At 63.8% G+C, this 23,345-nt stretch carries 21 protein-coding genes; 9 read left to right on the forward strand and 12 right to left on the reverse strand.

What is annotated here, in order from left to right:
- Window positions 1-7: 7 nt before the first annotated feature.
- Window positions 8-901, forward strand: coding sequence for a sugar kinase (locus tag BLV07_RS26325; RefSeq protein ID WP_091891655.1), 894 nt, complete (start codon window positions 8-10; stop codon window positions 899-901).
- A gap of 14 nt (window positions 902-915) precedes the next feature.
- The gene (gene rbsK, locus BLV07_RS26330; protein ID WP_091891658.1) at window positions 916-1,824 is read left to right on the forward strand and encodes a ribokinase; all 909 of its coding nucleotides are present in this window, start codon (window positions 916-918) and stop codon (window positions 1,822-1,824) included.
- A 165-nt stretch (window positions 1,825-1,989) separates the two neighbouring features.
- On the opposite strand, the gene BLV07_RS26335 is transcribed toward rbsK, so the two are convergent.
- Complete coding sequence (locus BLV07_RS26335) at window positions 1,990-3,210, reverse strand: NAD(P)/FAD-dependent oxidoreductase (RefSeq protein ID WP_091891660.1); 1,221 nt, start codon at window positions 3,208-3,210, stop codon at window positions 1,990-1,992.
- Between the two features lie 228 nt (window positions 3,211-3,438).
- Between BLV07_RS26335 and BLV07_RS26340 the strand changes: the two genes are divergently transcribed.
- Window positions 3,439-4,233, forward strand: coding sequence for an enoyl-CoA hydratase/isomerase family protein (locus tag BLV07_RS26340; protein ID WP_176945761.1), 795 nt, complete (start codon window positions 3,439-3,441; stop codon window positions 4,231-4,233).
- A 17-nt stretch (window positions 4,234-4,250) separates the two neighbouring features.
- Here BLV07_RS26340 and BLV07_RS26345 read toward each other — a convergent pair whose 3' ends face one another.
- The 4 genes from BLV07_RS26345 to BLV07_RS26360 form a co-directional block, all read right to left on the reverse strand.
- Window positions 4,251-5,591 (reverse strand): TRAP transporter large permease, encoded by a 1,341-nt coding sequence (locus tag BLV07_RS26345; protein ID WP_091891663.1) that lies wholly within the window; start codon window positions 5,589-5,591, stop codon window positions 4,251-4,253.
- Window positions 5,588-6,166 carry a TRAP transporter small permease gene (locus BLV07_RS26350; protein ID WP_091891666.1) on the reverse strand — a complete coding sequence of 193 codons (579 nt, stop codon included), beginning with the start codon at window positions 6,164-6,166 and terminating at the stop codon, window positions 5,588-5,590. The genes BLV07_RS26345 and BLV07_RS26350 overlap by 4 nt, the downstream gene beginning before the upstream one ends.
- Window positions 6,167-6,376: 210 nt before the next feature.
- The gene (locus BLV07_RS26355; protein WP_091891669.1) at window positions 6,377-7,384 is read right to left on the reverse strand and encodes a TRAP transporter substrate-binding protein; all 1,008 of its coding nucleotides are present in this window, start codon (window positions 7,382-7,384) and stop codon (window positions 6,377-6,379) included.
- Between the two features lie 61 nt (window positions 7,385-7,445).
- Window positions 7,446-9,164, reverse strand: coding sequence for an IlvD/Edd family dehydratase (locus BLV07_RS26360; protein WP_176945762.1), 1,719 nt, complete (start codon window positions 9,162-9,164; stop codon window positions 7,446-7,448).
- 176 nt (window positions 9,165-9,340) lie between these two features.
- Here BLV07_RS26360 and BLV07_RS26365 point away from each other — a divergent pair, with 176 nt between their 5' ends.
- The 3 genes from BLV07_RS26365 (at window position 9,341) to BLV07_RS26375 (ending at window position 11,995) form a co-directional block, all read left to right on the forward strand.
- The gene (locus BLV07_RS26365; RefSeq protein ID WP_091891675.1) at window positions 9,341-10,027 is read left to right on the forward strand and encodes a GntR family transcriptional regulator; all 687 of its coding nucleotides are present in this window, start codon (window positions 9,341-9,343) and stop codon (window positions 10,025-10,027) included.
- 196 nt (window positions 10,028-10,223) lie between these two features.
- Window positions 10,224-11,384: a TAXI family TRAP transporter solute-binding subunit gene (locus tag BLV07_RS26370; protein WP_244551217.1), complete on the forward strand. Its 1,161-nt coding sequence runs from the start codon at window positions 10,224-10,226 to the stop codon at window positions 11,382-11,384.
- 35 nt (window positions 11,385-11,419) lie between these two features.
- Complete coding sequence (locus tag BLV07_RS26375; RefSeq protein ID WP_091891734.1) at window positions 11,420-11,995, forward strand: hypothetical protein; 576 nt, start codon at window positions 11,420-11,422, stop codon at window positions 11,993-11,995.
- 193 nt (window positions 11,996-12,188) lie between these two features.
- On the opposite strand, the gene BLV07_RS26380 is transcribed toward BLV07_RS26375, so the two are convergent.
- Genes BLV07_RS26380 through BLV07_RS26390 form a run of 3 tightly spaced genes read right to left on the reverse strand, consistent with a single transcriptional unit; the run spans window position 12,189 to window position 14,676 of the window.
- Window positions 12,189-12,731, reverse strand: coding sequence for a 4-hydroxylaminobenzoate lyase (locus BLV07_RS26380; RefSeq protein ID WP_091891737.1), 543 nt, complete (start codon window positions 12,729-12,731; stop codon window positions 12,189-12,191).
- Window positions 12,732-12,751: 20 nt separating this feature from the next.
- Window positions 12,752-13,405, reverse strand: a complete 654-nt coding sequence (locus BLV07_RS26385) for a nitroreductase (RefSeq protein ID WP_244551218.1) — start codon at window positions 13,403-13,405, stop codon at window positions 12,752-12,754.
- Window positions 13,406-13,455: 50 nt separating this feature from the next.
- A complete protein-coding gene (locus tag BLV07_RS26390; protein ID WP_091891685.1) occupies window positions 13,456-14,676 on the reverse strand; it encodes an ABC transporter substrate-binding protein in 1,221 nt (406 codons plus the stop codon).
- 73 nt (window positions 14,677-14,749) lie between these two features.
- Here BLV07_RS26390 and BLV07_RS26395 point away from each other — a divergent pair, with 73 nt between their 5' ends.
- Entirely contained in the window at window positions 14,750-15,868 is a 1,119-nt protein-coding gene (locus BLV07_RS26395) for a LysR family transcriptional regulator (protein ID WP_244551219.1), read from the forward strand.
- A 166-nt stretch (window positions 15,869-16,034) separates the two neighbouring features.
- Here BLV07_RS26395 and BLV07_RS26400 read toward each other — a convergent pair whose 3' ends face one another.
- The gene (locus BLV07_RS26400; RefSeq protein ID WP_091891691.1) at window positions 16,035-16,859 is read right to left on the reverse strand and encodes an NAD-dependent epimerase/dehydratase family protein; all 825 of its coding nucleotides are present in this window, start codon (window positions 16,857-16,859) and stop codon (window positions 16,035-16,037) included.
- Window positions 16,860-16,949: 90 nt separating this feature from the next.
- Between BLV07_RS26400 and BLV07_RS26405 the strand changes: the two genes are divergently transcribed.
- Window positions 16,950-17,930 (forward strand): SMP-30/gluconolactonase/LRE family protein, encoded by a 981-nt coding sequence (locus BLV07_RS26405; protein ID WP_091891694.1) that lies wholly within the window; start codon window positions 16,950-16,952, stop codon window positions 17,928-17,930.
- A gap of 159 nt (window positions 17,931-18,089) precedes the next feature.
- Here the strand turns inward: BLV07_RS26405 and BLV07_RS26410 are convergent, their stop codons facing one another.
- Window positions 18,090-19,520, reverse strand: coding sequence for an aldehyde dehydrogenase family protein (locus BLV07_RS26410; RefSeq protein ID WP_091891697.1), 1,431 nt, complete (start codon window positions 19,518-19,520; stop codon window positions 18,090-18,092).
- A gap of 284 nt (window positions 19,521-19,804) precedes the next feature.
- The gene (locus BLV07_RS26415) at window positions 19,805-22,168 is read right to left on the reverse strand and encodes a thiamine pyrophosphate-binding protein (protein ID WP_091891700.1); all 2,364 of its coding nucleotides are present in this window, start codon (window positions 22,166-22,168) and stop codon (window positions 19,805-19,807) included.
- 135 nt (window positions 22,169-22,303) lie between these two features.
- On the opposite strand from BLV07_RS26415, the gene BLV07_RS26420 reads away from it, so the two are divergent.
- Entirely contained in the window at window positions 22,304-22,765 is a 462-nt protein-coding gene (locus BLV07_RS26420) for an Lrp/AsnC family transcriptional regulator (RefSeq protein WP_091891703.1), read from the forward strand.
- A 393-nt stretch (window positions 22,766-23,158) separates the two neighbouring features.
- On the opposite strand, the gene BLV07_RS26425 is transcribed toward BLV07_RS26420, so the two are convergent.
- Window positions 23,159-23,345: transposase (locus BLV07_RS26425; protein ID WP_143035496.1), on the reverse strand; the 187-nt coding region annotated here is incomplete at its 5' end.

Below are 23,345 nucleotides of genomic sequence, written 5' to 3' on the forward strand. Positions count from 1 at the left end.
ACAAGCAATGCAGGCTCTCTTCATCGGACAGACCTATATCGACGTCGTCTTCATCACCGACCACATGCCGACCGGCGACGAGAAGCACGTGGCTTCGGACTACGCGGTTTCCTTCGGCGGCAACGCGGTGACGGCGGCGTTCTGCTGCGCCAAGCTCGGCATCGTGCCCGACCTCATCGCCACCGCCGCCAATGACTGGCTGGGGCGGATGTTCCAGGACATGTGCGCAAAATACGCGATCTCGCTGCATGCGCGAAAGGTGAAGCAGTCGTCGCTCTCCTTCATCATGCCGAAGGACGGCAAGCGTGCCATCGTCCGTTGCCGCGACGACGAGCACATTCATCCGTTCCCGATGCTCAATCTCGGCGGCTGCCGCGCGCTGCACGTCGACGGCCACCAGCCGGATGCGGCGATCCACTATGCCAAGGTGTGCCGCGAGGCCGGCATCCTGACCTCGCTCGACGGCGGCGGCCTGCGCACCAACACGCACGAGCTGCTGGAATATATCGACGTCGCCATCGTCGCCGAGCGGCTGTGCGAGCAGATGGACCTTACGCCGGAGAAGATGCTCGATTACCTCAAGAGCCGCGGCTGCAAGATCGGCGGCATCACCATGGGCGAGAAGGGCCTGCTCTGGTATGACGAGACCGGGACGGTGCAGGTGATGCCGGCGATGCCGATCCCGCGCGAGCGCGTGATCGACACCAACGGCGCCGGCGACGTCTTCCACGGCGCCTATGTCTATTCCTACCTCGCCCATCCCGGCAAAAGCTGGCGCGAGCATTTTGATTTTGCCCGCGCCGCCTCGACCTACAAGATCCAGCGCCTCGGCAACGAGGCCGGCCTGCCGACGCTCGTCGACATCGCCAAGGTCAGGCACGAATTCGAGGTCAGGGTCTAGCGGAAGGGTGTGTCATGGGGCGCGTGTTCGTCGCCGGCAGCATCAACATGGATGTAGTGGCGACGGCCGATCGCCATCCCAAGGTCGGCGAGACCGTCGCCGGCCGCCAGGTGCTGTATTTCCCGGGCGGCAAGGGCGCGAACCAGGCGGTGGCGGCGTCGCGGCTCGGCGCCAGGACTACGCTGATCGGGCGGTTGGGGAAGGATTCCTTCGGAGCTGAGCTTAAGGTTTTCCTGCGCAGTCAGGGCATTGATCTCGGCTATCTCCAGGAGACGACTGCTGCGCACACCGGCACGGCCATCATCACGGTGGCGGAGGCCGACAACACCATCGTCGTCATCCCCGGCGCCAATGCATTGGTCGACGCCGATGATGTCAGCGTCGTGCCGCTGCTGGAGGGCGACATCGCGGTCAGCCAGTTCGAAATTCCGCTGCCGGCGATTGCCGCGTTCTTCCAGCGCGCACGCGCCGCCGGAGCCACGACGCTGCTCAACCCGGCGCCGGCGCAAAGCATGCCCGGCGAGCTGCTCGCGCTGGTCGACATCCTCGTGCTGAACGAGACCGAGCTCGGCTTCCTCGCCGGCACCGAGCTCTCCGACAGCGACGAGGCCGCGCGGATCATCGACGTGGCACGGCAGCTTCAGGCACGGCCGGACCAAACCATTTGCGTCACGCTCGGCAGGCGCGGCGTGCTCGCGCTGGCGGGGCGCGAGGAGATTTCGGTGGAGGGGCGCGCAGTGCAGGCGGTCGACACCACAGGCGCCGGCGACTGCTTCGTCGGCGCGCTCGCGGCGCGCCTCGCCGATGGCACGGCCTTGCGCGACGCACTCACCTTTGCCAACGCCGCCGCTTCGATCAGCGTGCAGCGCATGGGCGCCGGGCCGTCGATGCCGACGGCAAAGGAAGTGGCTGCGGTCTTGTAAGACGGAGCGCTTTCTTCACCTCGCCCCGCTTGCGGGGAGAGGTCGGATTGCATCGAAGATGCAATCCGGGTGAGGGGGAGTCTCCGCGAGCCCAACTATCACCGTCCCCGCGGAGAGTCCCCCTCACCCCGACCCTCTCCCCGCAAGCGGGGCGAGGGAGGAGACTCAAGCCAGCGCGCTCTTCAGGTCGAAGCTCTCGTCGGCGGCCTGCTCCGGCGTGATCGAGCGATCCATGGCCTGCAAGCGGCGGCCGAACATGTGGTCGCCGGCGCGGTTGATCGATTCGATGCCGAGCAGCTTGTCGCCGTGGTAGCAGAACGCCGAGAACGCCTTCTTGGCGGGATCGCCGCGCAGCACGACGCGGTCGTAACCGGTGGTGAGGCCGGCAATCTGGAGCTTGTCCTCGCCCTGGTCGCTCCAGAACCAGGGATGGCCGTCATAGGGCTTTCGGTCGCCGGTCAGCCGCGCCGCGAGGCAGCGGGCGTGATCGGTGGCGTTCTGCACCGATTCCAGCCGCAGCGAGCCGCCGAAGCGCGGGCTTGCGAACAGCGCGCAATCACCGATCGCGGAGATATTGGGATCAGCCGTCACAAGATATTCGTCGACGATGATGCCGGCGGCAACCGGCAGCCCCGCTTCCGCGGCAAGCTCGATGTTCGGCAGCACGCCGACGCCGACCACGACGAGATCGGCGGGCAAATGCCGTCCGTCGCTCAAGGAGACGCCGGTGACCTTGCCGCCCTCCGCCTCGATGCTGGTTGCCTGCACACCGAGATGAATGCGGATGCCGGCCTCGCGATGCCGCGCCTGAAAATACTCCGAGACCTCAGCCGTCACCGCGCGCGCCATGACGCGCGGGGCGAGCTCGAGCACGTCGACCTCGAGGCCCTTGATCCGCGCGGTGGCGGCGAATTCGAGGCCGATGAAGCCGGCGCCGATCACCACGACGCGCGTCTTCGAAGGGATGATCTGGCGCAGCGCCTCGCTCTCGTCGAGGATGCGCAAGTATTTCACGTCGGGCAGATTGGCGTTGGGCAGGTCGAGCAGGCGGTTGCGCGCGCCCGTGGCCAGCACGAGGTGGCCGTAAGGCAGCGTCTCGCCCGAGGCGAGATGCAGCTTGCGGCCGGCGCGGTCGATCGAGACCGCGCGGCCAGCGATCAGCTCGATGGTCTGGTCGTGGTAAAATTTCTCGGGGCGGAACATCAGGCTCTCCGGCCCGGCCGAGCCCTTGATGTAGGCCTTGGACAGCGGCGGCCGCTGATACGGCAGATGCGCCTCGTCATTGATCAGGCAGATGCGCTGCGAAAAGCCCGCCTGGCGCAGGGATGCCGCGACCTGGTAGCCGCCATGGCCGGCACCGACAATGATCACCGGACCATCCGTCATTGCAACAGCCCAATTCCGGAGACACGAGCGTGACCCATGTCGTCTCCTCTCTCGCTGATTTTGATTTGCTGGCCTTACGAGGAGCCGGCGCTCGTGTCCGTCCCTTGGCGAAGGCGGGCCCATTTGAGCCTATCGTTCCGCCCAACGCAAGAGCGGCGGACGGGGATTGTCACCCCTCGCCTTCTGCGATTTAGTTGCAGCAACGAACCTCTTGCCGGGGATTTCAAGATGCCAGCTCCCGTCTCCCAGCCCGATGATCCTGCCCTGCTGCGGATCGATGGCCCGATCGCGACCATCACGCTCAACCGCCCCGCCGCGTTCAATTCCATCAACCTCGCCATCGCGCAGAGGCTCGAACAGCTCGCGTCCCAAATCGAAGGCGACGCCAGCATCCGCGTCGTCGTCCTCGAAGGTGAAGGCCGTGCCTTCAGCGCCGGCGGCGATTTGCAGACGATCGGTGCTGCCGCCGAAGCGGGCACGGTGACACCCGTGGTCGGCGAGCTGCTCAAGCACTATCACGCCTTCATCGAGATCCTCCGCCGTATGCCGAAGATCTCGCTGTCCAGCGTCCACGGCTCGGCCGCCGGCGCCGGCATGGGCCTCGCTTTCGTCACCGATCTCTGTATTGCCGCAGACGACGCCAAGTTCACGCCGGCCTATGCCAAGATCGGCGTGTCGCCGGACGGCGGCTCCACGGTCGGGATCGTCGGCACGGTCGGCTCCCGCCGGGCGCTGCAAATCTTCCTGTCCGAGGATAATTTTACCGCGCAGCAGGCCCACGACTGGGGTCTGGTCGCTAAAGTCTTTCCTGCCGCGGAGCTGAAGGCGGCGACGCGAAAACTCGCCGAGCGGCTGGCGCAGAACCCGCCGGCGGCGATCGCCGGCACAAAGTCCCTGGTCTACCAGGCCGCGACCACGCCGGTGAAGCAGCAGTTAGATGCCGAGGAGCACAAGATCATCATGGCGATGAACACGGAGGCGTTCCGCACCGCCGTGAAGAAGTTCACCAGCAAGGGCAAGTAGCGTTCACTCGAGCAGGCCTACTGCGGACAGATATAGCCCGTGCCGGCCGGCGACTTGAAGCAGCCGACCGACTCGGGGAGCACGTGCCGCGGCAGCCACAGCACCACGCTCGGGAAATAGATCGCAAACGCGATGGTCGCGAGGAACACCAGATAGATCGGCAACGCCGCCCGCAAGGCCTTGGCAAAACTGATGCCGACGAATTTCGACGCCATCAGCAGCACCAGCCCGTAAGGCGGCGTGATCAGGCCGAAGGCGAGCGTCGCGATCAGCACCACACCCATGTGCACCGCGTTGATCTCGCCGGCCTCGGTCAGCGCGTTGACCAGCGGCATGAAGATGATGATGGTCGGCACCGGCTCGATGAAGTCGCCGACGATGGTGAAAAGCAGCACCATCAACAGCATGATCAAATGCGGGTCGTTCCCGGCGATCGAGGTGATCCACTCGGCGATGTAGGTCGCCCCGCGCAAATAGGCCAGCATCCAGCCGAAGGCGTTGGCGGCGCCGATCGTGATCAGCGGCAGCGAGAAGATCAGGCCAGCGAGGCAGAAATCGTAGGGGATTTTCCTGATATGCCCGCGATTGAGCGAGGGGATCACGACCAGGATAATCCAGACCACGGCGACGACGCCGGCTTCCGTCGGCGTGAACCAACCGGTCAGGATGCCGCCGAGGAGGATCGCTGGGATCATCAGCGGCAGCGCGGCATCGCCGGCGGCGAACACCACCTGTCGCAGCGGCGCACGCGGCTTGCGCAGGCCGGAAGGGCCGAAGAAGTAGCAGTAGATCATCAGGCCAAAGCCAATCATCAGGCCCGGCACCACGCCCGCCATGAACAGGCCGGCGATCGAGACGTTGCCAACCGCGCCATAGACCACCGCGGTGATGCTCGGCGGCACTAAGGCGGCGATAGTCGAGGCAGAGGCAATGATGGCGGCGATGAAGGCGGGCTCATAGCCCTCGCGTTTCATCGGCCCACCCAGCGCGCGGCTCATCACGGCGACGTCGGCGGTGGTCGAGCCCGACATCTCCGAGAAGAACATGCTGAAGACCACCACGACTTGCGACAGCCCGCCCCTGATATGTCCGACCAGCGACACTGAGAGATTGGCTATTCGCACCACCACATTGGCCGAGCTCATGAGCTCGCCGACCAGGAGGAAGAACGGGATCGCCAGCAGCGCCTCGGAATCGACGCCGTCAAAGATCTTCTGGATGATCGCGGCGAGCGACACGTCCGACAGGAGCGCGCCGATGAAGACGCCGGCCATCAGCGAGAACGGCACCGGCACGCCGAGATAGCCGAAGGACAGAAAGCAGACCGTCATCAAGGCCAGGACGATGGGTGCGCTCACGGCTGCGCCCTCATCTGTGCGTCGGTGACGACGGGCGTTCCATCCTCCTCGGGAGGCTCCGGATGGTCAAAGCCGTTGCGGAGACCATTGACGAGCTGCTCGACTGTGAACAGGCCGATCAGCACGCCCGACAGTGGAATGATCGCATAGAGCGAGGCGATCGGCGTGCCCGACGGCAGACGAAAGCTGCCGAAGCCGCGCAGATAATTCTGATAGCCGTACCAGATCAGGCAGAAGGCGACGCCGAGCACGACGAGGCGGATGATCACCTCGACGATGAGCCGCGAGGTGCCGTGCATCGCCTCGGAGATCGCGGTGAGATAGAGGTGGTCGTTGCGACGGGTCGCAGCCGCCGTGCCGATGAAGATCGCGTAGATGAACAGCGTCGACGTCACCTCCTGCAGCCACAGCCAGGGATGTCCGATGGTGCGGGTGACGATGTCGGCGGTCACCGACAGTGAGAAGCCGAAGCAGAGCAAGCCGCAGAGGATCATCAGCGCAAGCTCGAGCCAGTCGAGCCCGCGCCACTTCAGGTGGCGTTGGCGTTGAACGAGCAGTTTGTCGGCGATAGCCATTCAATGTCCCCCGTCGTTCCGACGTGGTGCGGAATGATTTAGTTGAGTCGGTAGCTGTGGGTTGTCTGAACCTCTCCCGCTTGCGGGAGAGGTCGGCGCGGAGCGCCGGGTGAGGGCTCTCGCCTCATTGGAAGTCTCTCCGAGGAGACACCCTCTCCCCTACCCTCTCCCGCAAGCGGGAGAGGGAGCGCACCGTCTTCCGGCACCACGTCAATTAATCGACCGGATCAAATCCTTGATCTTCTCGGCATGCGGGCCGAGTTCCTTGGCGAGCTTGTCGAGATAGGGATCGGCGATCGCCGTAAAGCTCTTCTTGTCGACGTCCTGGACGAGCTTGACGCCCATCTTCTTCAGCTTCTCAGCCGCGGTTCGCTCAAGCTCGAACGCTTTCGCCGGCTCCTTGGTGCTGATCTCGTTGGCCGCCGTCTGCACCCACCCCTTCTGCTCGGCCGACAGGCTCTGCCAGAGCTTGTCGGAGACGAACACCAGCGCGTTGTTGGCCTCGTGCTCGGTGATGTTGAGGACGGGCGCGACCTCGTAATGCTTGTTGACGAGGTAGACATTGATGCTGTTCTCGGCGGCGTCGACCACGCCGGTTTGCAAGCTCGTGTAGACGCTGCCGAACGGCATGTGCACGGTCTGGGCGCCATAGGCAGGGAACATGGTGTCCTCGGTCGCGGTCGCCTGCACCCGGACCTTCAGGCTCTTGACGTCGCCGACGTTGTGGATCTCTTTCTTGGAGTACATATGGCGCACGCCCTGCGATCCCGTCGCGATGACGTGCAGGCCTTGCGTGGTCTCGTCGATCATGATCCTGAGCGCTTCGAACACGCGGGGATCGGCCAGCCCCTTGATCACGTGGTTCTCGTCGCGGAACAAATAATGCAGCGACATCACGCCGGCCTGCGGCGAGATCGTCGCGGTGTTGGCCGATGAGATGATCGAGAATTCGACGTCTCCGGCTTTCACGAGCTGGAGCACCTGCGGCTCCTGCCCGAGCTGGGCGCCCGGATACTGGTCGATGATCATGGTGCCCTTGCTCAATTCCTTGAGCTTCTCGGCAAAGAGGTCGCCCGCGATGGAATAGCCGGTGTTGCGGGGCTGGTCATAGGCGAAGCGATAATGCTTCACCTCCTGTGCCCCGGCCTCCGTGACGAACAGCACGACGGCCATGGCCGCCAACCCATGTAAGAATCTTGGCATGGATCGCGCAATCATCGTTTCCCCCCTGTTTTATCGCCCGCCGCTTGTGCGGTCTGAGCGCTCGTTCGAGTCTTGATCAGCCCTTCTCGGTCTTCTTCCCAGTCCCTTGCATGAAATCGAAGTCGCAGCCCTCGTCGGCCTGCATGATGGTCTCGTTGAACAGCCAGGCGTAGCCGCGCCGGGCCTCCTCGGGCACCGCGGCCGGTTTCAACGCGGCGCGGCGCCGTTCGAGCTCGGCCGCATCGACCAGCAGCTCGATGCTGCGCTTGGCCACATCGAGGCGGATCATGTCGCCGTTCCGCACCAGCGCCAGCGGCCCGCCGACGGCGGATTCCGGCGTGATGTGCAGCACGATGGTGCCAAACGCGGTGCCGCTCATGCGCGCATCCGAGATGCGCACCATGTCCTTGGTGCCGCCGCGCGCGAGCTTCTTCGGGATCGGCAGATAGCCCGCCTCGGGCATGCCCGGCGCACCCTTGGGGCCGGCATTGCGCAGCACCAGCACGTCGTCGGAGTTCACATCGAGATCGGGATCGTCGACCCGCAGGGTCATGTCCTCGACGGATTCGAACACCACTGCGCGCCCGGTGTGCTGCAGCAGTTTTGGACTGGCGGCCGACTGCTTGATCACAGCACCGCGCGGCGCGAGATTGCCGTGCAGGACGGCAAGACCGCCCTCTTTCTTGATCGGATTGTCGCGTGGACGGATCGCGTCCTGGCCGGGCACGTCCTCCGCATTCGCCGCGATATCGCGCAGCGTCTGGCCGGTGATGGTCCTGGCGTCGAGGTCGACGAGATCACCGAGCTGCGCCAGCAATTTCGGCACGCCACCGGCGTGATGGAAATGCTCCATGTAATGTTCGCCGGACGGCTTGAGATCGACCAGCACCGGCACCTCGCGACCGATCTGGTCGAACACTTCGAGATCGAGCCGGTGCGGCGAGCGATGCGCCATCGCGGTCAGATGAATCAGGCCGTTGGTCGAGCCGCCGATCGCCTGGAGCACGACCTGCGCATTCCTGAAGGACGCCGGCGTCAGCAACTCGCTCGGCTTCGGCCCCTTGGTCTTCGCCATCTCGGCGGCCACCTTGCCGCTCGCCTCCGCCAGACGGAAACGCTCGGCATGCGGCGCCGGAATCGTCGCGCTCATCGGCAACGACAGGCCCATCGCCTCGATCATGCAGGCCATGGTCGAAGCCGTGCCCATCACCATGCAGGTGCCGACCGACGGCGCGAGGCGCCCGTTCACCGCCTCGATCTCGGCATCGTCCATGTCGCCGGCGCGATATTTTGCCCACAGCCGGCGGCAGTCGGTGCAGGCGCCCAGCACTTCACCCTTGTGATGGCCGACCACCATGGGGCCGACCGGAATGACCACCGTCGGCAGATCGGCGCTGATCGCTGCCATCACCTGTGCCGGCAGCGTCTTGTCGCAGCCGCCGATCACGATCACCGCATCCATCGGCTGGGCGCGGATCATCTCCTCCGTGTCCATCGCCATCAGATTGCGCAAGTACATCGAGGTCGGATGCGCAAAGCTCTCGGCAATCGAGATAGTGGGGAACACGAACGGCATCGCGCCCGACAGCATCACGCCGCGCTTGGCGGCTTCGATGATCTGCGGGACGTTGCCGTGGCAGGGATTGTAGTCGCTATAGGTGTTGGTGATGCCGACGATCGGGCGCTCCAGCGCGTCGTCGGAATAGCCCATGGCCTTGATGAACGCCTTGCGCAGGAACAGCGAGAAGCCGGCATCGCCATAGCTCGTCAGACCCTTGCGCAAACCACTCGTCATCATGCCACTCCATTCACTTTGCCATTGTGGTACAGCCTGCCCCTCGATTGTCAATAAGATTGGCCAATATTGTCGCACTTTCTCGCTTTTTGCGTCGCCTGCGGTACAAATTATTGACAATCCAGGCGTCCCCTGCTCCACAGGACGAACCGGCCAGACGCCGGGAGGCCGAGGGCATGTCCGACATTCGCACCGCAGACAGCATGCCGGTCCGGCGCGACGATCCGGACGACGTCGTCGCGCGCCTGGAGGAAGACATCATCTTCGGCCGTCTCGCACCGGGCGCACGCCTCACCGAGGACGCGCTGATGTCGCGCTACGGCACCTCCAGGCACTTCGTGCGTCAGGCGCTGGTGGATGCCGAGCGGCGCGGCATCGTCCGCCGCGAGAAGAACGTCGGCGCCACCGTAAGGTTCTACTCGGCGGAGGAAGTCCGGCAGATCTACGAGGTGCGGGAGATGCTGACGCGGCAGGCCGCGCTGATGATCTCCCTGCCCGCGCCACAAGCCCTGATCGACGAACTCTCCGCGCTGCAACGGCAATATTGCGCGAAGGCGGATGTGCAGGATCTGCGCGGCATTCACGAAGCCAACGACGCCTTCCACCTTGCGCTGTTCTCGGCCTGCGGCAATCCGTATCTGGTGCGCTCACTCCAGCACTACATGAACCTGACGCTGCCGATGCGCGCGAAGAACCTCGCCGACCACGAGGGCCTCGCGCAATCGCGACGCCAGCACGAGCTGATGATCGAGCTCTTGAAGGGCCGCGACAGCTGGGCGCTGGCGCAGCTGTGTGTCGATCACATGCAATTCAGCAAGTCGGATTATCTCAAGCGCATCGCTGAGGATAAGGCCGGGCTCTAGGTGGGGGCTTCCCGCCACGAAACGAGCCTTATTCGCTCCCCGGAACGTCGCAAGCCCCGGCGCGTTGGAAGGCTCGAGCGAGCTTCATTCGCCCGTCATGCTTTGGACGTGGCCGGGTGACGATCGATCAGCATGTCGGCCCAAGGGAGGGCCGGCTATTTGAACAATGAGGGTCTGCGGAGCGATGCGGGCCGGTTTGTTCATCGCGTTGATTGCAGCGGCCTGGCTCGGCGGACAGGTCCAGGAGTCCCTCGCACAAAAGCGGCTGCCCGCGTCTCCGAGTGAAACCGGGAAAGCTCTGCGAAAAGAAAGCACCCCGCGGAAGGAAACGGGACGATCTGCGGACCCGTATACGGTGGGATTCGTAACCGGTACACCGCAATGCACTGAATTCGCGATCGCTCAGGACATTGCAACCACGCTCGCCGGCGGCCAAGAGACCGGCCCTCGTGGCGAGGTCGCCTTGCGGGTCCTGCCCATCGTGGGAAACGGCGGTATCCGCAACGTCCTTGATGTGCTCACCCTCGCAGGCGCCGACGTGGCGATCGCGCCCGTCGTCCTGGTCGACCGGCTCCGGGAGACAAGGACCTTCGGAGATATCTCTGACAAGCTGACCTACATTGCCCCGCTCCATATCGAAGAGTTCCATCTTCTCGCGCGGCTCGAGATCAGAAGTCTGTCGGAGCTGTCGGGAAAGAGGGTCAATCTCGGGGACGACGGCAGTGCCGGCGCCATCCTCGGCCGCGAAGTGTTGAACCGTCTGGGCGTCAAGGTCAGCGAGTCGAACTTGGGACCGGAGGCCGCGCTGGATGGTCTGAGGAAGGGAGATCTCTCCGCCGCTCTGTTGGTCTCAGGAAAACCGGTCAACTTCCTGACGCAGGTCTCGCAGCTCGATGATATTCACCTCCTGCCCATCCCCTACTCCAAAGAGCTGCTGCAACAAGACTATCTACCATCGACGCTTCGCCATCAGGACTACCCGAACATCATCGCGGCCGAAGCAAGTGTCGACACGATCGCGATCAAATCCGCTCTCTTCGCCTACAACTGGCCAAGCGGCAACGAGCGATTTCGGTTGCTGGAATTCTTCGTCCAGACATTGTTCGCGCGCTTTCCCGAATTTCTCGGCGACGCACATCACCCAAAATGGCGCGAGGTGAACCTGGCCGCGCTGCTCCCGGGATGGCAACGATTCCGACCGGCAGAGCGCTGGCTCCAGCAGCAATCCGGGGGCGAGGCCGCGCTTCGCAAGGCGTTCGGCCGGTTCCTCGAGGGAAAGCCAACCGCCAATCCGCCAGACCGCGAAGAATTGTTCCGGGACTTCCTGCGCTGGCGAGAACGCAATCCGGATAAGTGAGCAAAATTTGGCAGGCAAATCTCGGGGAGGTGTCGATGCGCAACGCGCTTATGAAGGCAGCCCTGGTTGCGTTGCTCGCCTTGATCGCCGACGTAACGCGTCCTGCCGCCCAATTTGCTCCCTTCTTTCCGCCAGCGCCGCAGACGCTCGCGCCAGCCACCGCGCCGCCGGCCGCCAAGGTCGATCAAACCAGGACAGCCCCTCACCGAAGCAGCAAGGCGCACAGGAAGCACGAAGAGAAGCCCGAAGTCGTTCGTCGGCCGCCAAATAAGCGGAAGGTCGCCGAAAAAAACGGATACAAGCGGGTCAGCGATCTCGTGAACTTCCCGAAATTCTTTCCGGGCCTCGGCATCATCTTCGTCAAGCCCGACACTTTGCCGCTGGGGCCGTTCCTGTGCTTCGATCGCAGGGATCGATTGGTGGCGACCGTGTACATGGTCCCGAACAAGGACATCGACGATCACAAGTCATTGGAGGGGGCTGGGTCCGCGGTACCAGTTGATCATGTCAGCTTATATTTCAACGCGGGTCACCCCGGCGTGGATGTACCGCATTACCATGTGGTGCTCTGGCATGTGACCAAGAAGCAGGAAGCGCGCGTTGCAAAATGACGTGCGACAGCTCGTGCGATCGCGCGGGCCCCGCTTGTTCGAACACGTCACGGACGATCTGCGCGCGGCGCCCGCGGACATGCGGTGATCGACGACAAATTGCCCGCCTTGAGCCCCAAGCCGGGCGCGTGGCCCGCCCGCAGCAATTGTCAGGAATTGGCGAGCGCGCACCCGAGCGCTTCGCGTCGCGCAATCATCCGGCCGGCGCCTTGAAATCGTATGAGATGCGCCCAGCCGGCAGATAGAACAGTGCAATGACCGCGCCGCCCCTGACTTCAGGATAGTGCCTGCTGCCTGGATCAGGCGCCGTCCAGCCGGCTCCCTGCCAACCCTGTAATCCCTTCAACTCCGCGCCCTTGTTCAAGGGCACCACAAGGTTGAGCTCGCCGTAGGGATGGCCGTGATATTGTCCCCGCAACACGTCGTGGTCGTCCTCGTCCTTGAAGCGGCGCGGATCGGCGCTGTTCATGTACACAGCAGTGATGCTGAACTGGAACGTGTCGGCCGTCGGCTCAAGGATACGGCTGCGCCGATAGTTTGGGCCGTCAACTTCCTGGTTTGCGGCCCATCCTTCCTCGACCCCGACCTTGATCAGGCGAGCGAGATCCTGATAGAGCGCGCTCTCTTCCCCATATGTCTCGTTGAGCCAACGCTCCATCTCAGCTCCCGGGGTCATGTCCTTGACCTCCCGAAGAAACGGAATGCTGCACTGGATCAGTTCTTCTCGGCTTTGCATCGTGATCTCCTCTTCGACCTTCAATCTTCGAAACCAAGGAACGTCGCGAACTCATCGATGTCTGCCCGAGGCATCAATCTGTCCTGCCCCTGAAGCTTGGCCTTGCCGACCGAGATGCCGCACACCACCATCTGCTCCGCCGGAATCGACAGCAGCGGGCGCAACACCCGGTGGTATTTTGCGAACGTTTCTTGCGGGCACGATTGAAGCCCGTGTCCGGCCGCCGCGAGCATTATGTTCTGCACGAACATGCCGAGGTCGAGCCAGCTACCGACTTCCAGGCGACGGTCGATGGTCACGATCAATCCCACGGGCGCGCCGAAGAATGTGTAGTTCTTCGCGGTCTGTCTGCTCCTCCCCTCGGAATCGGCTTGATGAATGCCGAGCGAGCCATAGAACAGTCGGCCGAATTCCTGCCGCCGTTTGAGATACAGACCGGGTAAATCGCTGGCGTAGTATTTGTACTCAGAGACGTGCTCGTCACGAGAGGTCTCGTGCGCCTCCAGCAGCGCCGCCGACACCCTGCCCTTGACCTCGCCCGTCAGCACGTAGACATGCCAGGGCTGGATGTTCGCACCGCTGGGCGCGAATCGCGCGACACGGAGGATCTGCTCGATCGTTCGTCGGGCGACGGGAGCGTTGCAGAACTCGCGGCATGCAAACCGGCCGGTCATGATCTCGTCGATCGGGCTCTGCGCAACGACACGCGCCTCATCTCCGGCCATCACGGCTTCTTCAGGAGCGGGCATCCTCCGTCCTCCATCGGCCTGAAGGCCTCGTCTCCGGGAATGGTCGCGAGCAGCTCATAGTAGTCGAACTTATGTTTCGATTCCTGCGGTGACTTGACCCGGAACAGATACATGTCCCGGATCAATCTGCCGTCTTGGCGGATCCGGCCATTCTTCGTCATGAAATCATTCACCGGCATCTCGCGCATCTTGGCGGCAACGGCAGGTCCATCGAGCGTGCCCGCCGCTTCGGCCGCCTTGAGATAGTGCATCACCGCGCCGTAAGTGCCGGCATGGATCATGGTCGGGACCTTCTGGGTCTTCTCGATGAAGCGCTTCGCCCATGCACGCGTGTCGTCGTTCATATCCCAGTAGAATGCCGAGCTGAGCATCAAGCCTTGAGCACTCTGCAATCCCAGACTGTGAATGTCCGCGATGAAAACGATCAGACCGGTAAGCTTTTGCCCGCGCGTGATCCCGAACTCGCCGGCCTGCTTGACCGCATTGATGAAATCACCGCCGGCATCGGCCAGTGCGATCACATCCGCCTTCGAAGATTGCGCCTGCAGCAGGAAGGAGGAGAAATCCGGCGTGTTGATCGGATGCTTGACCGCGCCCACGACCTTGCCACCGGTCGCGCCGATGACCCGGCGGCTGTCGGCCTCGAGCTGTGCGCCGAGCGAATAATCAGCAGAGAGGAAGAACCAAGTCTTTGCGCCAAGGCGGGCGATCGCTTTCGTTGTGCCCTGCGACAAAGCAAAGGTATCGTAGGTCCAGTGAATGCCGGTCAGCGAGCATTCGTCACCGGTGAGGCGCGAGGTGGCGGCGCCGGTGGCGAGAAACAGCTTCTTCTTGTCACGGGCAATGCCTTGCACCGCGAGCGCGACCGCCGAATTGGGGACGTCGAGAATCACCTCAACACCTTCGTTCTCGATCCAGCGCCGTGCAATCACCGATCCTACGTCAGCCTTGTTCTGGTGGTCGCCGGCAATGATCTGGACGGGGCGTCCCAAAACCCTGCCCTTGAAATCGTCAACGGCCATTTGCGCAGCGACCACTGACCCTTGCCCGCCATTGTCGGCATAAAGCGAGGACATGTCGGTCAGCACCCCGAGCTTGACCGGTGCATCCTCGGCAATCGCGGCGGTCGTGAGCATCAGCGAAATCAACGTCGCAACGACCGTCTTGCCGGTACCTATCGTCGCGGTCGATCTCATGGCTCACCTCCTCCGAACACAGCGACTGAACAATGCCGGAATCGGTCTCTTGCGGAAGTGAAACTCTTGCAGATTGATCCTGAACCGCCTTCAGTTTGCTCGGGCGCGCCGCTCAAGGCTTGGTTCGGTCGTTTGCGCGGTTGCATCTGCGACGTCCCTGACCTTAACTGGCCGTCGTCGCGGCGCGCCGTCAGCCATCAACTGGATCCTCATCGTGTCGGTTTCATTCAAGACATTGGACTTGAACCTGCTCAAGGTGTTCGACGCCGTCATGGAGGAAAGGAGCGTATTGCGCGCCAGCCAGAAAGTCGCGCTGAGCCAGTCCGCCGTAAGCCACTCGCTCGCCCGGCTTCGCGAGATGCTGGAAGATGAGCTGTTCGTGCGCACGGCCGCGGGCATGCAACCGACGGCGCGGGCCTTGACAATGGCCCCCCAGATTCGCGAGGCGCTACGCGTGCTCGAGGCAGCTGTGGAACTGCCGACCTTCGTTCCTGCGACGTCAACCAAGCAGTTTACGCTGGCTGCCAATGACTTCGCCACGATGGTGCTGGCGTCGCCTCTCTTGAAGATACTCGGGCGCGAGGCGCCTCACATTGACCTGACGATCAAGCCGGTCACGCGGATCGACCTTGCCGAGCAGATCGACCTCGGTCGCATCGACGTTGCGATCGGCGTTTTCTCGCTCCCGCCGAGCCGTTTCCGCACGTCGCTGTTATTCGAATATGACGACGTGCTGATTGTCGGCAAGAAGCGCAAGCTTGGTCGGCTGGACAAGGCGATGCTTGCACGGCTGCCGCTGGTGGTGGTCTCCTTCGGTGGAGAGCAGGAGGGCGCGATCGGCGGCTTCATCTCCGAGCGCGGCCTGGCGCGGCGCTCGGAAATGTACGACCGCGATGCGCTCGAGCGGACACTCGCCGAGAGCGACCAGCCGCCGCGAATGGCGGTGTCATTGCCGCATTTTCTGGCCGTCCCAGCGCTGCTTCGGGATTCCGAACTGGCAGCCATCGTCCCGCGCCCGCTCGCGCAAGCACTGGAGCAAAACTATCCGATCGCGATCTACGAGCTTCCCTACACAGCGACCCCGCTGGAGGTCCGGCTGCTATGGCACGAGCGTGTCGACGGCGAGCCCTCGCACGAATGGCTCCATGACGTCCTTAGACGCGCTGCCGAGAACCTCAGACGCGGAGGCTAGGATGACGAACCTACGGAAGTGTTGCAGAACAATGGCAAGAGACTTCCGCGAGTCCAACTCTCACGGTCCTCGCGGTGAAAGCCCCTCACCCCAACCCTCTCCCCGTAAGAACGGGGCGAGGGAGTGCACCTGCATAGTGGCGAGAGCCTAGGCTACATCAACATCCCTACCGCTTATTCCAGTCGATGATGCGGCTCGCATCACCGTCGAACTCGCTGCTGCAGAAGGCGCCGCCCTGATAGTGGTCGCCGATCGGGTCCGGCTTCAGCTTGGCCTGCTCGGCCATCGCGTGCGCGACGTGATCCTCGGAGCGGCCGGTGGGGCGGTAGCCGAACTCGTAGGCACGGTGGTTGTCCCACCAGGCGCGCTCGTTCAGGGACACGCCGTAGAAGATCTCGAAATGGATGTCGGGATGCTCGAGCCCGATCTGGCAGAGCTGCACGAGGTCGTCGGGCTTGAGCCAGATCGCGAGCCGGCGCTGGTCGAGCGGCATGTCGCCGAAATTGCCGATGCGCAGGCAAGTCACCTTCAGCCCGTGCTTGTCGGCGTAGAGCGCGCCGACGGCCTCGCCGAACACCTTGCTGACGCCATAGCGGCCGTCGGGGCGCGGGGTGACATCGGTGCCGATCTTGTGATGGCGCGGATAGAAGCCGACGGCGTGGTTCGACGAGGCGAACACGACGCGCTTGACGCCCTTGCGATACGCGGCCTCGAACAGATTGTAGCAGCCGATGATGTTGGCCTGGAGGATGTCGTCCCAGGGGCCTTCGACCGAATAGCCGCCGAAATGGATGATGCCGTCGACGCCCTCGCAGATCGCCTCGACCTGCGCCATGTCGGACAGGTCCGCCGCTTTGAACTGCTCGTCGGGGCCGAGATCGGCCGGCTTGCGGATGTCGCTCAGCAGCAGGTCCGGATAGATCGGAGGCAGCAGTTTCCGCAGGCGCGTTCCAATTCCGCCCGAAGCTCCCGTCATCAAGATGCGCGGCATGTCTTTCCTCATAAGTAGCGACCGATTTGCGGCCGTAGATATCTGATGCTAGCAGACTTGCACAGAGGGAACGCAACAACGAGACTGCACATGAACGATGCATCGTCCCACACCCAAGAACGGCCGCAAGGCTGGCGGCCGGCGACCTGTTACCCCGATCCGGCGATACGTGCACTCGATCCCCGCTTCGAAAAATACTGGCTGAAGCTTTCGGCGGTGGAGCGGCTCGCGACCGGCCTGCGCTGGGCCGAGGGGCCGGTGTGGTTCGGCGACGGGCGCTATCTGCTGTGCAGCGACATCCCGAACCAGCGCATCATCAAGTGGGAGGAGGAAACCGGCGCCGTCAGCGTGTTCCGAAAACCCTCGAATTTCGCCAACGGCAACACCAGGGATCGTCAGGGCCGGCTCGTCACCTGCGAGCATGGCGGCCGCCGCGTGGTGCGCACCGAGTATGACGGCAGCATCACCGTGCTGATGGATCAATTCAACGGCAAGAGGTTGAACTCACCGAACGATGTCGTTGTTAAATCGGACGGTTCGATCTGGTTCACCGATCCGACCTTCGGCCTGCTCGGCAATTACGAGGGCTACAAGGCCGAGCCCGAGATCGAGCCGAACGTCTACCGGCTCGATCCCGCGACCGGTAAAGCGACCATCGTCGCCGAGGGTGTGCTGGGGCCGAACGGGCTGTGCTTCTCGCCCGACGAGAAGATTCTGTACGTCGTGGAATCGCGTGGGCAACCGAACCGAAAGATCCTCGCCTATGATGTCTCGCCTGATGGCGCCACGATCTCCAATAAGCGCGTCCACATCGATGCAGGTCCCGGCACGCCGGACGGCATGCGCTGCGATATCGACGGCAATCTCTGGTGCGGCTGGGGCATGGGCGATCCCGAGCTTGACGGCGTCGTCGTGTTCGCGCCCGACGGCGTCATGATCGGCCGCATCGCGCTGCCCGAGCGCTGCGCCAATCTCTGCTTCGGCGGCGTCAAGCGCAACCGCCTGTTCATGGCCGCGAGCCAGTCGATCTACGCGCTGTATGTGAATACGCAAGGCGCGGTTGGGGGATAAGGTCTCTCCACCGTCATTGCGAGGAGCACTTGCGACGAAGCAATCCAGACTATCTCCGCGGAACGATGCTGGATTGCTTCGCTTCGCTCGCAATGACGGAAGCGAAAAACGCCGGAGCGGTTTCCCGCTCCGGCGTCGTGTTCATTCAGACGATAAAGCTTACGCCGCGTTGAAGCCGGCGACGGCCTTCACTTCGAGGAACTCCTCGAGGCCGTACTTGCCCCACTCACGGCCGTTGCCGGACTGCTTGTAGCCGCCGAACGGCGCGGTGCGGTCATTGGGCACGCCCTGCAGGTTGACGTTGCCGGCGCGGATCTGCCGGGCAACGCGCTTGGCGCTTTCCACCGTATCGGCCGAGACGTAACCCGCAAGACCGTAGGGCGTGTCGTTGGCGATCTTCACCGCGTCGGCCTCGTCCTTAGCGCCGATGATGGTCAGCACCGGCCCGAAGATCTCTTCACGGGCGATCGTCATGTCAGGGGTGACGTCGGCGAAGATGGTCGGGCGGACATAGAAGCCCTTGTTGACGCCTTCGGGCAGGCCCGGGCCGCCGGCGACAAGCGTTGCGCCCTCGTCGATGCCCTTCTTGATCAGCCCCTGGATCTTGTCCCACTGGCCGCGGTTGACGACCGGGCCAATGGTGGTGCCTTCGGCGCGCGGATCACCCGCCTTGGTCTTGTCGGCGACGGCCTTCGCGATCGCGGCGACTTCCTTCATCTTCGAGGCCGGCACGATCATACGCGAGGGCGCGTTGCAGGACTGGCCGGAGTTGTTGAACATGTGCATCACGCCGCCGGTCACCGCCTTCTGCAAGTCGGCACCCTCGAGGATCACGTTCGGCGACTTGCCGCCGAGCTCCTGGCTGACGCGCTTCACGGTCGGCGCCGCGCGCTTCGCCACGTCGATGCCGGCGCGGGTCGAGCCGGTGAAGGAGATCATGTCGATATCGGGGTGCTCGCTCATGGCCGCGCCGACCTCGGGGCCGAGGCCGTTGACGAGATTGAACACGCCCTTCGGCACGCCGGCCTCATGGAGGATTTCCGCGAAGATCAGCGCCGAGGTCGGCGTGAACTCCGACGGCTTCAGGATCATGGTGCAGCCGGCGGCGAGCGCGGGCGCGACCTTGCAGGCGATCTGATTGAGCGGCCAGTTCCAGGGCGTGATCATGCCGACCACGCCGATCGGCTCGCGCAGCACCATGGCGGTGCCAACCGGCTCCTCGAAATGATAGTTCTTGAGCACGTCGAGCGTGGTCATGAGATGGCCGAGGCCGGCGCCGGCCTGGAGCTTCTCCGCCATCGGCAGCGGCGCGCCCATCTCATCGGAGACGGCAGCGCCGATCTCCTTGAGCCGGCCCTTGTAGATCTCGATGATCTTGGAGAACAGCGCGACGCGCTCTTCGCGGCTGGTCTGGGAGAACGTCGCAAAGGCGCGCTTGGCAGCGGCCACGGCCTTGTCCACGTCGGCCTTGGAGCCCAACGCAACCTCGTACATCGCCTCTTCCGTCGCCGGATTGACCACGGCGGTGGACTTCTTGACGGCGGGATCGACCCAGGCGCCGTCGATGTAGAATTGCATGCGATTGACCATCGTTAACCTCTTCTTGGGGGCTTGGAGGGGGCGTTTCGGCAGGCATCCTTGCACGAAAGCGCCAGCAATTGAACCCGCCATATGCGGGGCCAGCGTTGCGGCGGACGGAGGTTATATGAGCCGATGGCGGGAGCGAGGCAAGGTCTCAACTGCCGTCGTCCTGGCGAAGGCCAGGACCCATTACCACCAACGCGGGTTGGCTTGCTCAGGCATCTACCGCCCATCACCTACAACACCCGCCGCGGCGTATGGGTCCTGGCCTTCGCCAGGACGACGACGGAGACTTACACCGCCATCTTCCGGTGCAGCACCGGCGCGCCGGTGGTGAGGCTTTCGGCCGCATCGATGATGGCGTTGGCATCCAGGCCGTAGTGGCGGTAGAGGTCCGCGATCGTGCCGGTCTGGCCGAACTGCTCGACGCCGAGTGCCTCGACGCGGTGGCCACGGACGCTGCCGAGCCAGCCGAGCGCGGAGGGATGGCCGTCGATCACGGTCACGATGCCGCAGTCGCGCGGCAACGGCGCCAGCAGTCTTTCGATGTGGCTGAGATGCTGCACGCCGCGGCGGTCGCGGCGCAATTTTCGCGCGGCAGTCCAGCCTGCGTGGAGGCGGTCGGCCGAGGTGATCGCGAGCAGGCCGACGTCGCGGCGGCTCTCGCCGATGAAGCCGGTCGCCTCGATCGCCTCCGGCGCCACCGCGCCGGTATAGGCGATCACGACTTCGGCATTCGGCCCCGGCTTGCGCAGCCAATAGGCGCCGTCGGTGATGCCCTGCCTCAGCTCCGGCGTCATGATGCGCTGCGCCTGCTCAATGCTGCGCGTCGAGAGCCGCAAATAGACCGAGCCGCCCTCGCCGGCTTCGCGCTGCATGTGCTCGAAACCGAAAGCCATGATCACGGCGAGCTCGTCGACGAAGGCCGGCTCGAACGAGGCCAGGCCATCCTGCGCCATGCCGATCAACGGCGTTGCGATCGACTGGTGCGCGCCGCCTTCGGGCGCGAGCGTGATGCCCGATGGCGTCGCCGCCACCATGAAACGCGCATCCTGGTAACAGGCATAGTTCAGCGCATCGAGCCCGCGCTCGATGAAGGGATCGTAGAGCGTGCCGACCGGCAGCAGCCGCTCGCCGTTGATCTGGTGCGACAGGCCGAGCGCCGAGAGCATGATGAACAGGTTCATCTCGGCAATGCCGAGCTCGAGATGCTGCCCCTTGGGGGAAGCATCCCAATTGAAGGTCGAGGGAATTTTCTCGCTGCGGAATAAGTCTGCCTTCTCGGCGCGCGCGAACAGGCCGCGGCGATTGACCCAGGGGCCGAGATTGGTCGACACGGTGACATCAGGCGAGGTCGTGACGATGCGCCTCGCGAGCTCGCTGTCGCTGCGTGCGATCTCGTTCAGCACGAGACCAAAGCCCTGCTGGGTCGACATCTGCGGCGACGGCTTGAAGACGAGCTGCTGGGGCACCTCGACGACAGGCGCGCTCAACCGGCGGCCGTCCTGGTTGAACGGCACGCGCGCGAGGAAAGCCTCCAACTCGGCCGCATCCTGCGCGAGGCCCTCGAACTTGTCCCATTCGTGCCCGGGGCGGATGTTCTGGCTGTCGCGATATTTCTCCATCTGCGCGACCGTCATCAGGCCGGCGTGGTTGTCCTTGTGGCCCTGGAACGGCAGGCCGACGCCTTTGATGGTGTAGGCGATGAAGCAGACCGGGCGATCGTGGTCGATGGACTCGAACGCCTCCAGCATGCTCGCCATGTCGTGGCCGCCGAGATTCGACATCAATGCCAGCAACTCGTCGTCGCTGCGCTTGTCGATCAGTTTGGTAATCGGGCCCTGATCGCCGATCTCGTCATGCAGATGCTTGCGGAACGCCGCGCCGCCCTGAAAACACAGCGCGGCATAGAGCGCGTTCGGACAATTGTCGATCCAGCGCTTCAGCGCCTCGCCGCCGGGCTCGGCAAAGGCCTCGCGCATCAGCCGGCCGTATTTCACGATCACCACGTCCCAGCCGAAATTGCGGAACATGGTCTCGAATTTTTCCCAGAGCCCTTCGCGCACGACGGCGTCGAGCGACTGGCGGTTATAGTCGACTACCCACCAGGTATTGCGCAGGCCGTGCTTCCAGCCTTCTGCAAGGGCTTCGAAGATGTTGCCCTCGTCCATCTCGGCGTCTCCGACGAGTGCAATCATCCGCCCTTCGCGGCGATCCTTCATCCAGCCATGCGCCTTGACGTAGTCCTGCACGAGCGAGGCGAACAGCGTCTGCGCGACGCCGAGGCCGACCGAGCCGGTGGAGAAATCGACGTCGTCGACGTCCTTGGTGCGCGAGGGATAGGACTGCGCGCCCTTGAAGCCGCGAAAATTCTCCAGCTTCTCGCGGGTCTGCCGGCCGAACAGATATTGGATGGCATGGAACACCGGGCTCGCATGCGGCTTCACCGCGACGCGATCCTCAGGGCGCAACACGTGGAAGTACAGCGCCGACATGATTGTGGCGAGCGAGGCGGATGAGGCCTGATGGCCGCCGACCTTGAGCCCGTCCGCATTGGCGCGGATGTGGTTGGCATGGTGGATCGTCCAGGACGACAGCCACAGCGCCTTGCGGCTAAGAGCGGTCAATGTGTCGAGACGAGCGGAATCAACGGGCATGGCAATGCTCCCGGAAACAGACGCTGCGATGATACGCCTGCGGGCGGCGCCAAACTTCTCAATTTTTCGCGCCAGCCCCCCCAGATATTGGGATATTTTACCAATATAACCCAACGAAAGACAGGTTCCATCCCAATGCCCGAGCTCGACGCCATCGACCGCAAGATCCTCGCTTTGCTCCAGACCGACAGCCGCATGACCATGCAGGAACTCGCCGACAAGGTCGGGCTCTCGGTCTCGCCCTGCCATCGCCGCGTCAAGCTCCTGGAGGAGCGCGGCGTTATCTCGCGCTACGTTGCGACCGTCGACCAGAAGGCGCTTGGCCTGCATGTCAGCGTCTTCATCTCGATCAAGCTGGCGCGGCAGAAGGAGGAGGACCTCAACCGCTTCGCCCGCGCGATCTCGAAATGGGACGAGGTGCTGGAATGCTATCTGATGACCGGCAACCGCGACTATCTACTGCGCGTCGTGGCGGCCGACCTCGCCTCCTATGAGACCTTCCTGAAGACCAAGCTGACCCGGCTCGACGGCATCGCCTCGATCGAGTCCAGCTTTGCGCTGAGCCAGGTGAAGTATTCAATCGCGCTGCCGGTGTGACGGTTGTGGCCACTTCTCCTGTCCGCCGAAGCCTTGGCGGAGGCGGATGCGGGAGAGGCGTAGGCCGCCTCCGGCGGCCGTCATCTCAAAAGACGCCGAGGCAAAGCCTCGGCTATGGCGCAGCGCCGGGTGAGGGTTCTTTCCTCTAGGGGGTTGTCCCGATGCGGATGCACCCTCTCCCCAGCCCTCCCCCCGCAGGCGGGTAGGGCTATCGCATATGGCGTGAATAATGCTTCGGCATCGGCAGTGGGCTCCCTCTCCCGCTTGCGAGAGCTTTGCGCAATCGGTCGCGCAGGAGTGAGGCGCGATTTCAAGGATTTTTTTGCGGCCTCGGGCGGGGCGCGAACGGTGGGCCGTTTTCGCGGCTGAATCGATGGCCGTGGGCGATGGCGGTCACGCCATCCCCCTTGTCGGACGCAGCACCGCCCATCGTTTGAGGTTCATGGCGAGGCAAAGCAGACGCAGATGCGTCTGGTTGCGCGCCAAGCCCAGATAGCGAGCGCGCGCCCAGCCATAGACGACCTTGAGGCGCGCGAAGACCTGCTCGACCGGCGCGCGGCGCCGCCCCACAGCGTCGTTG

Source organism: Bradyrhizobium sp. Rc2d, assembly GCF_900099855.1.
Classification (GTDB): Bacteria; Pseudomonadota; Alphaproteobacteria; order Rhizobiales; family Xanthobacteraceae; genus Bradyrhizobium.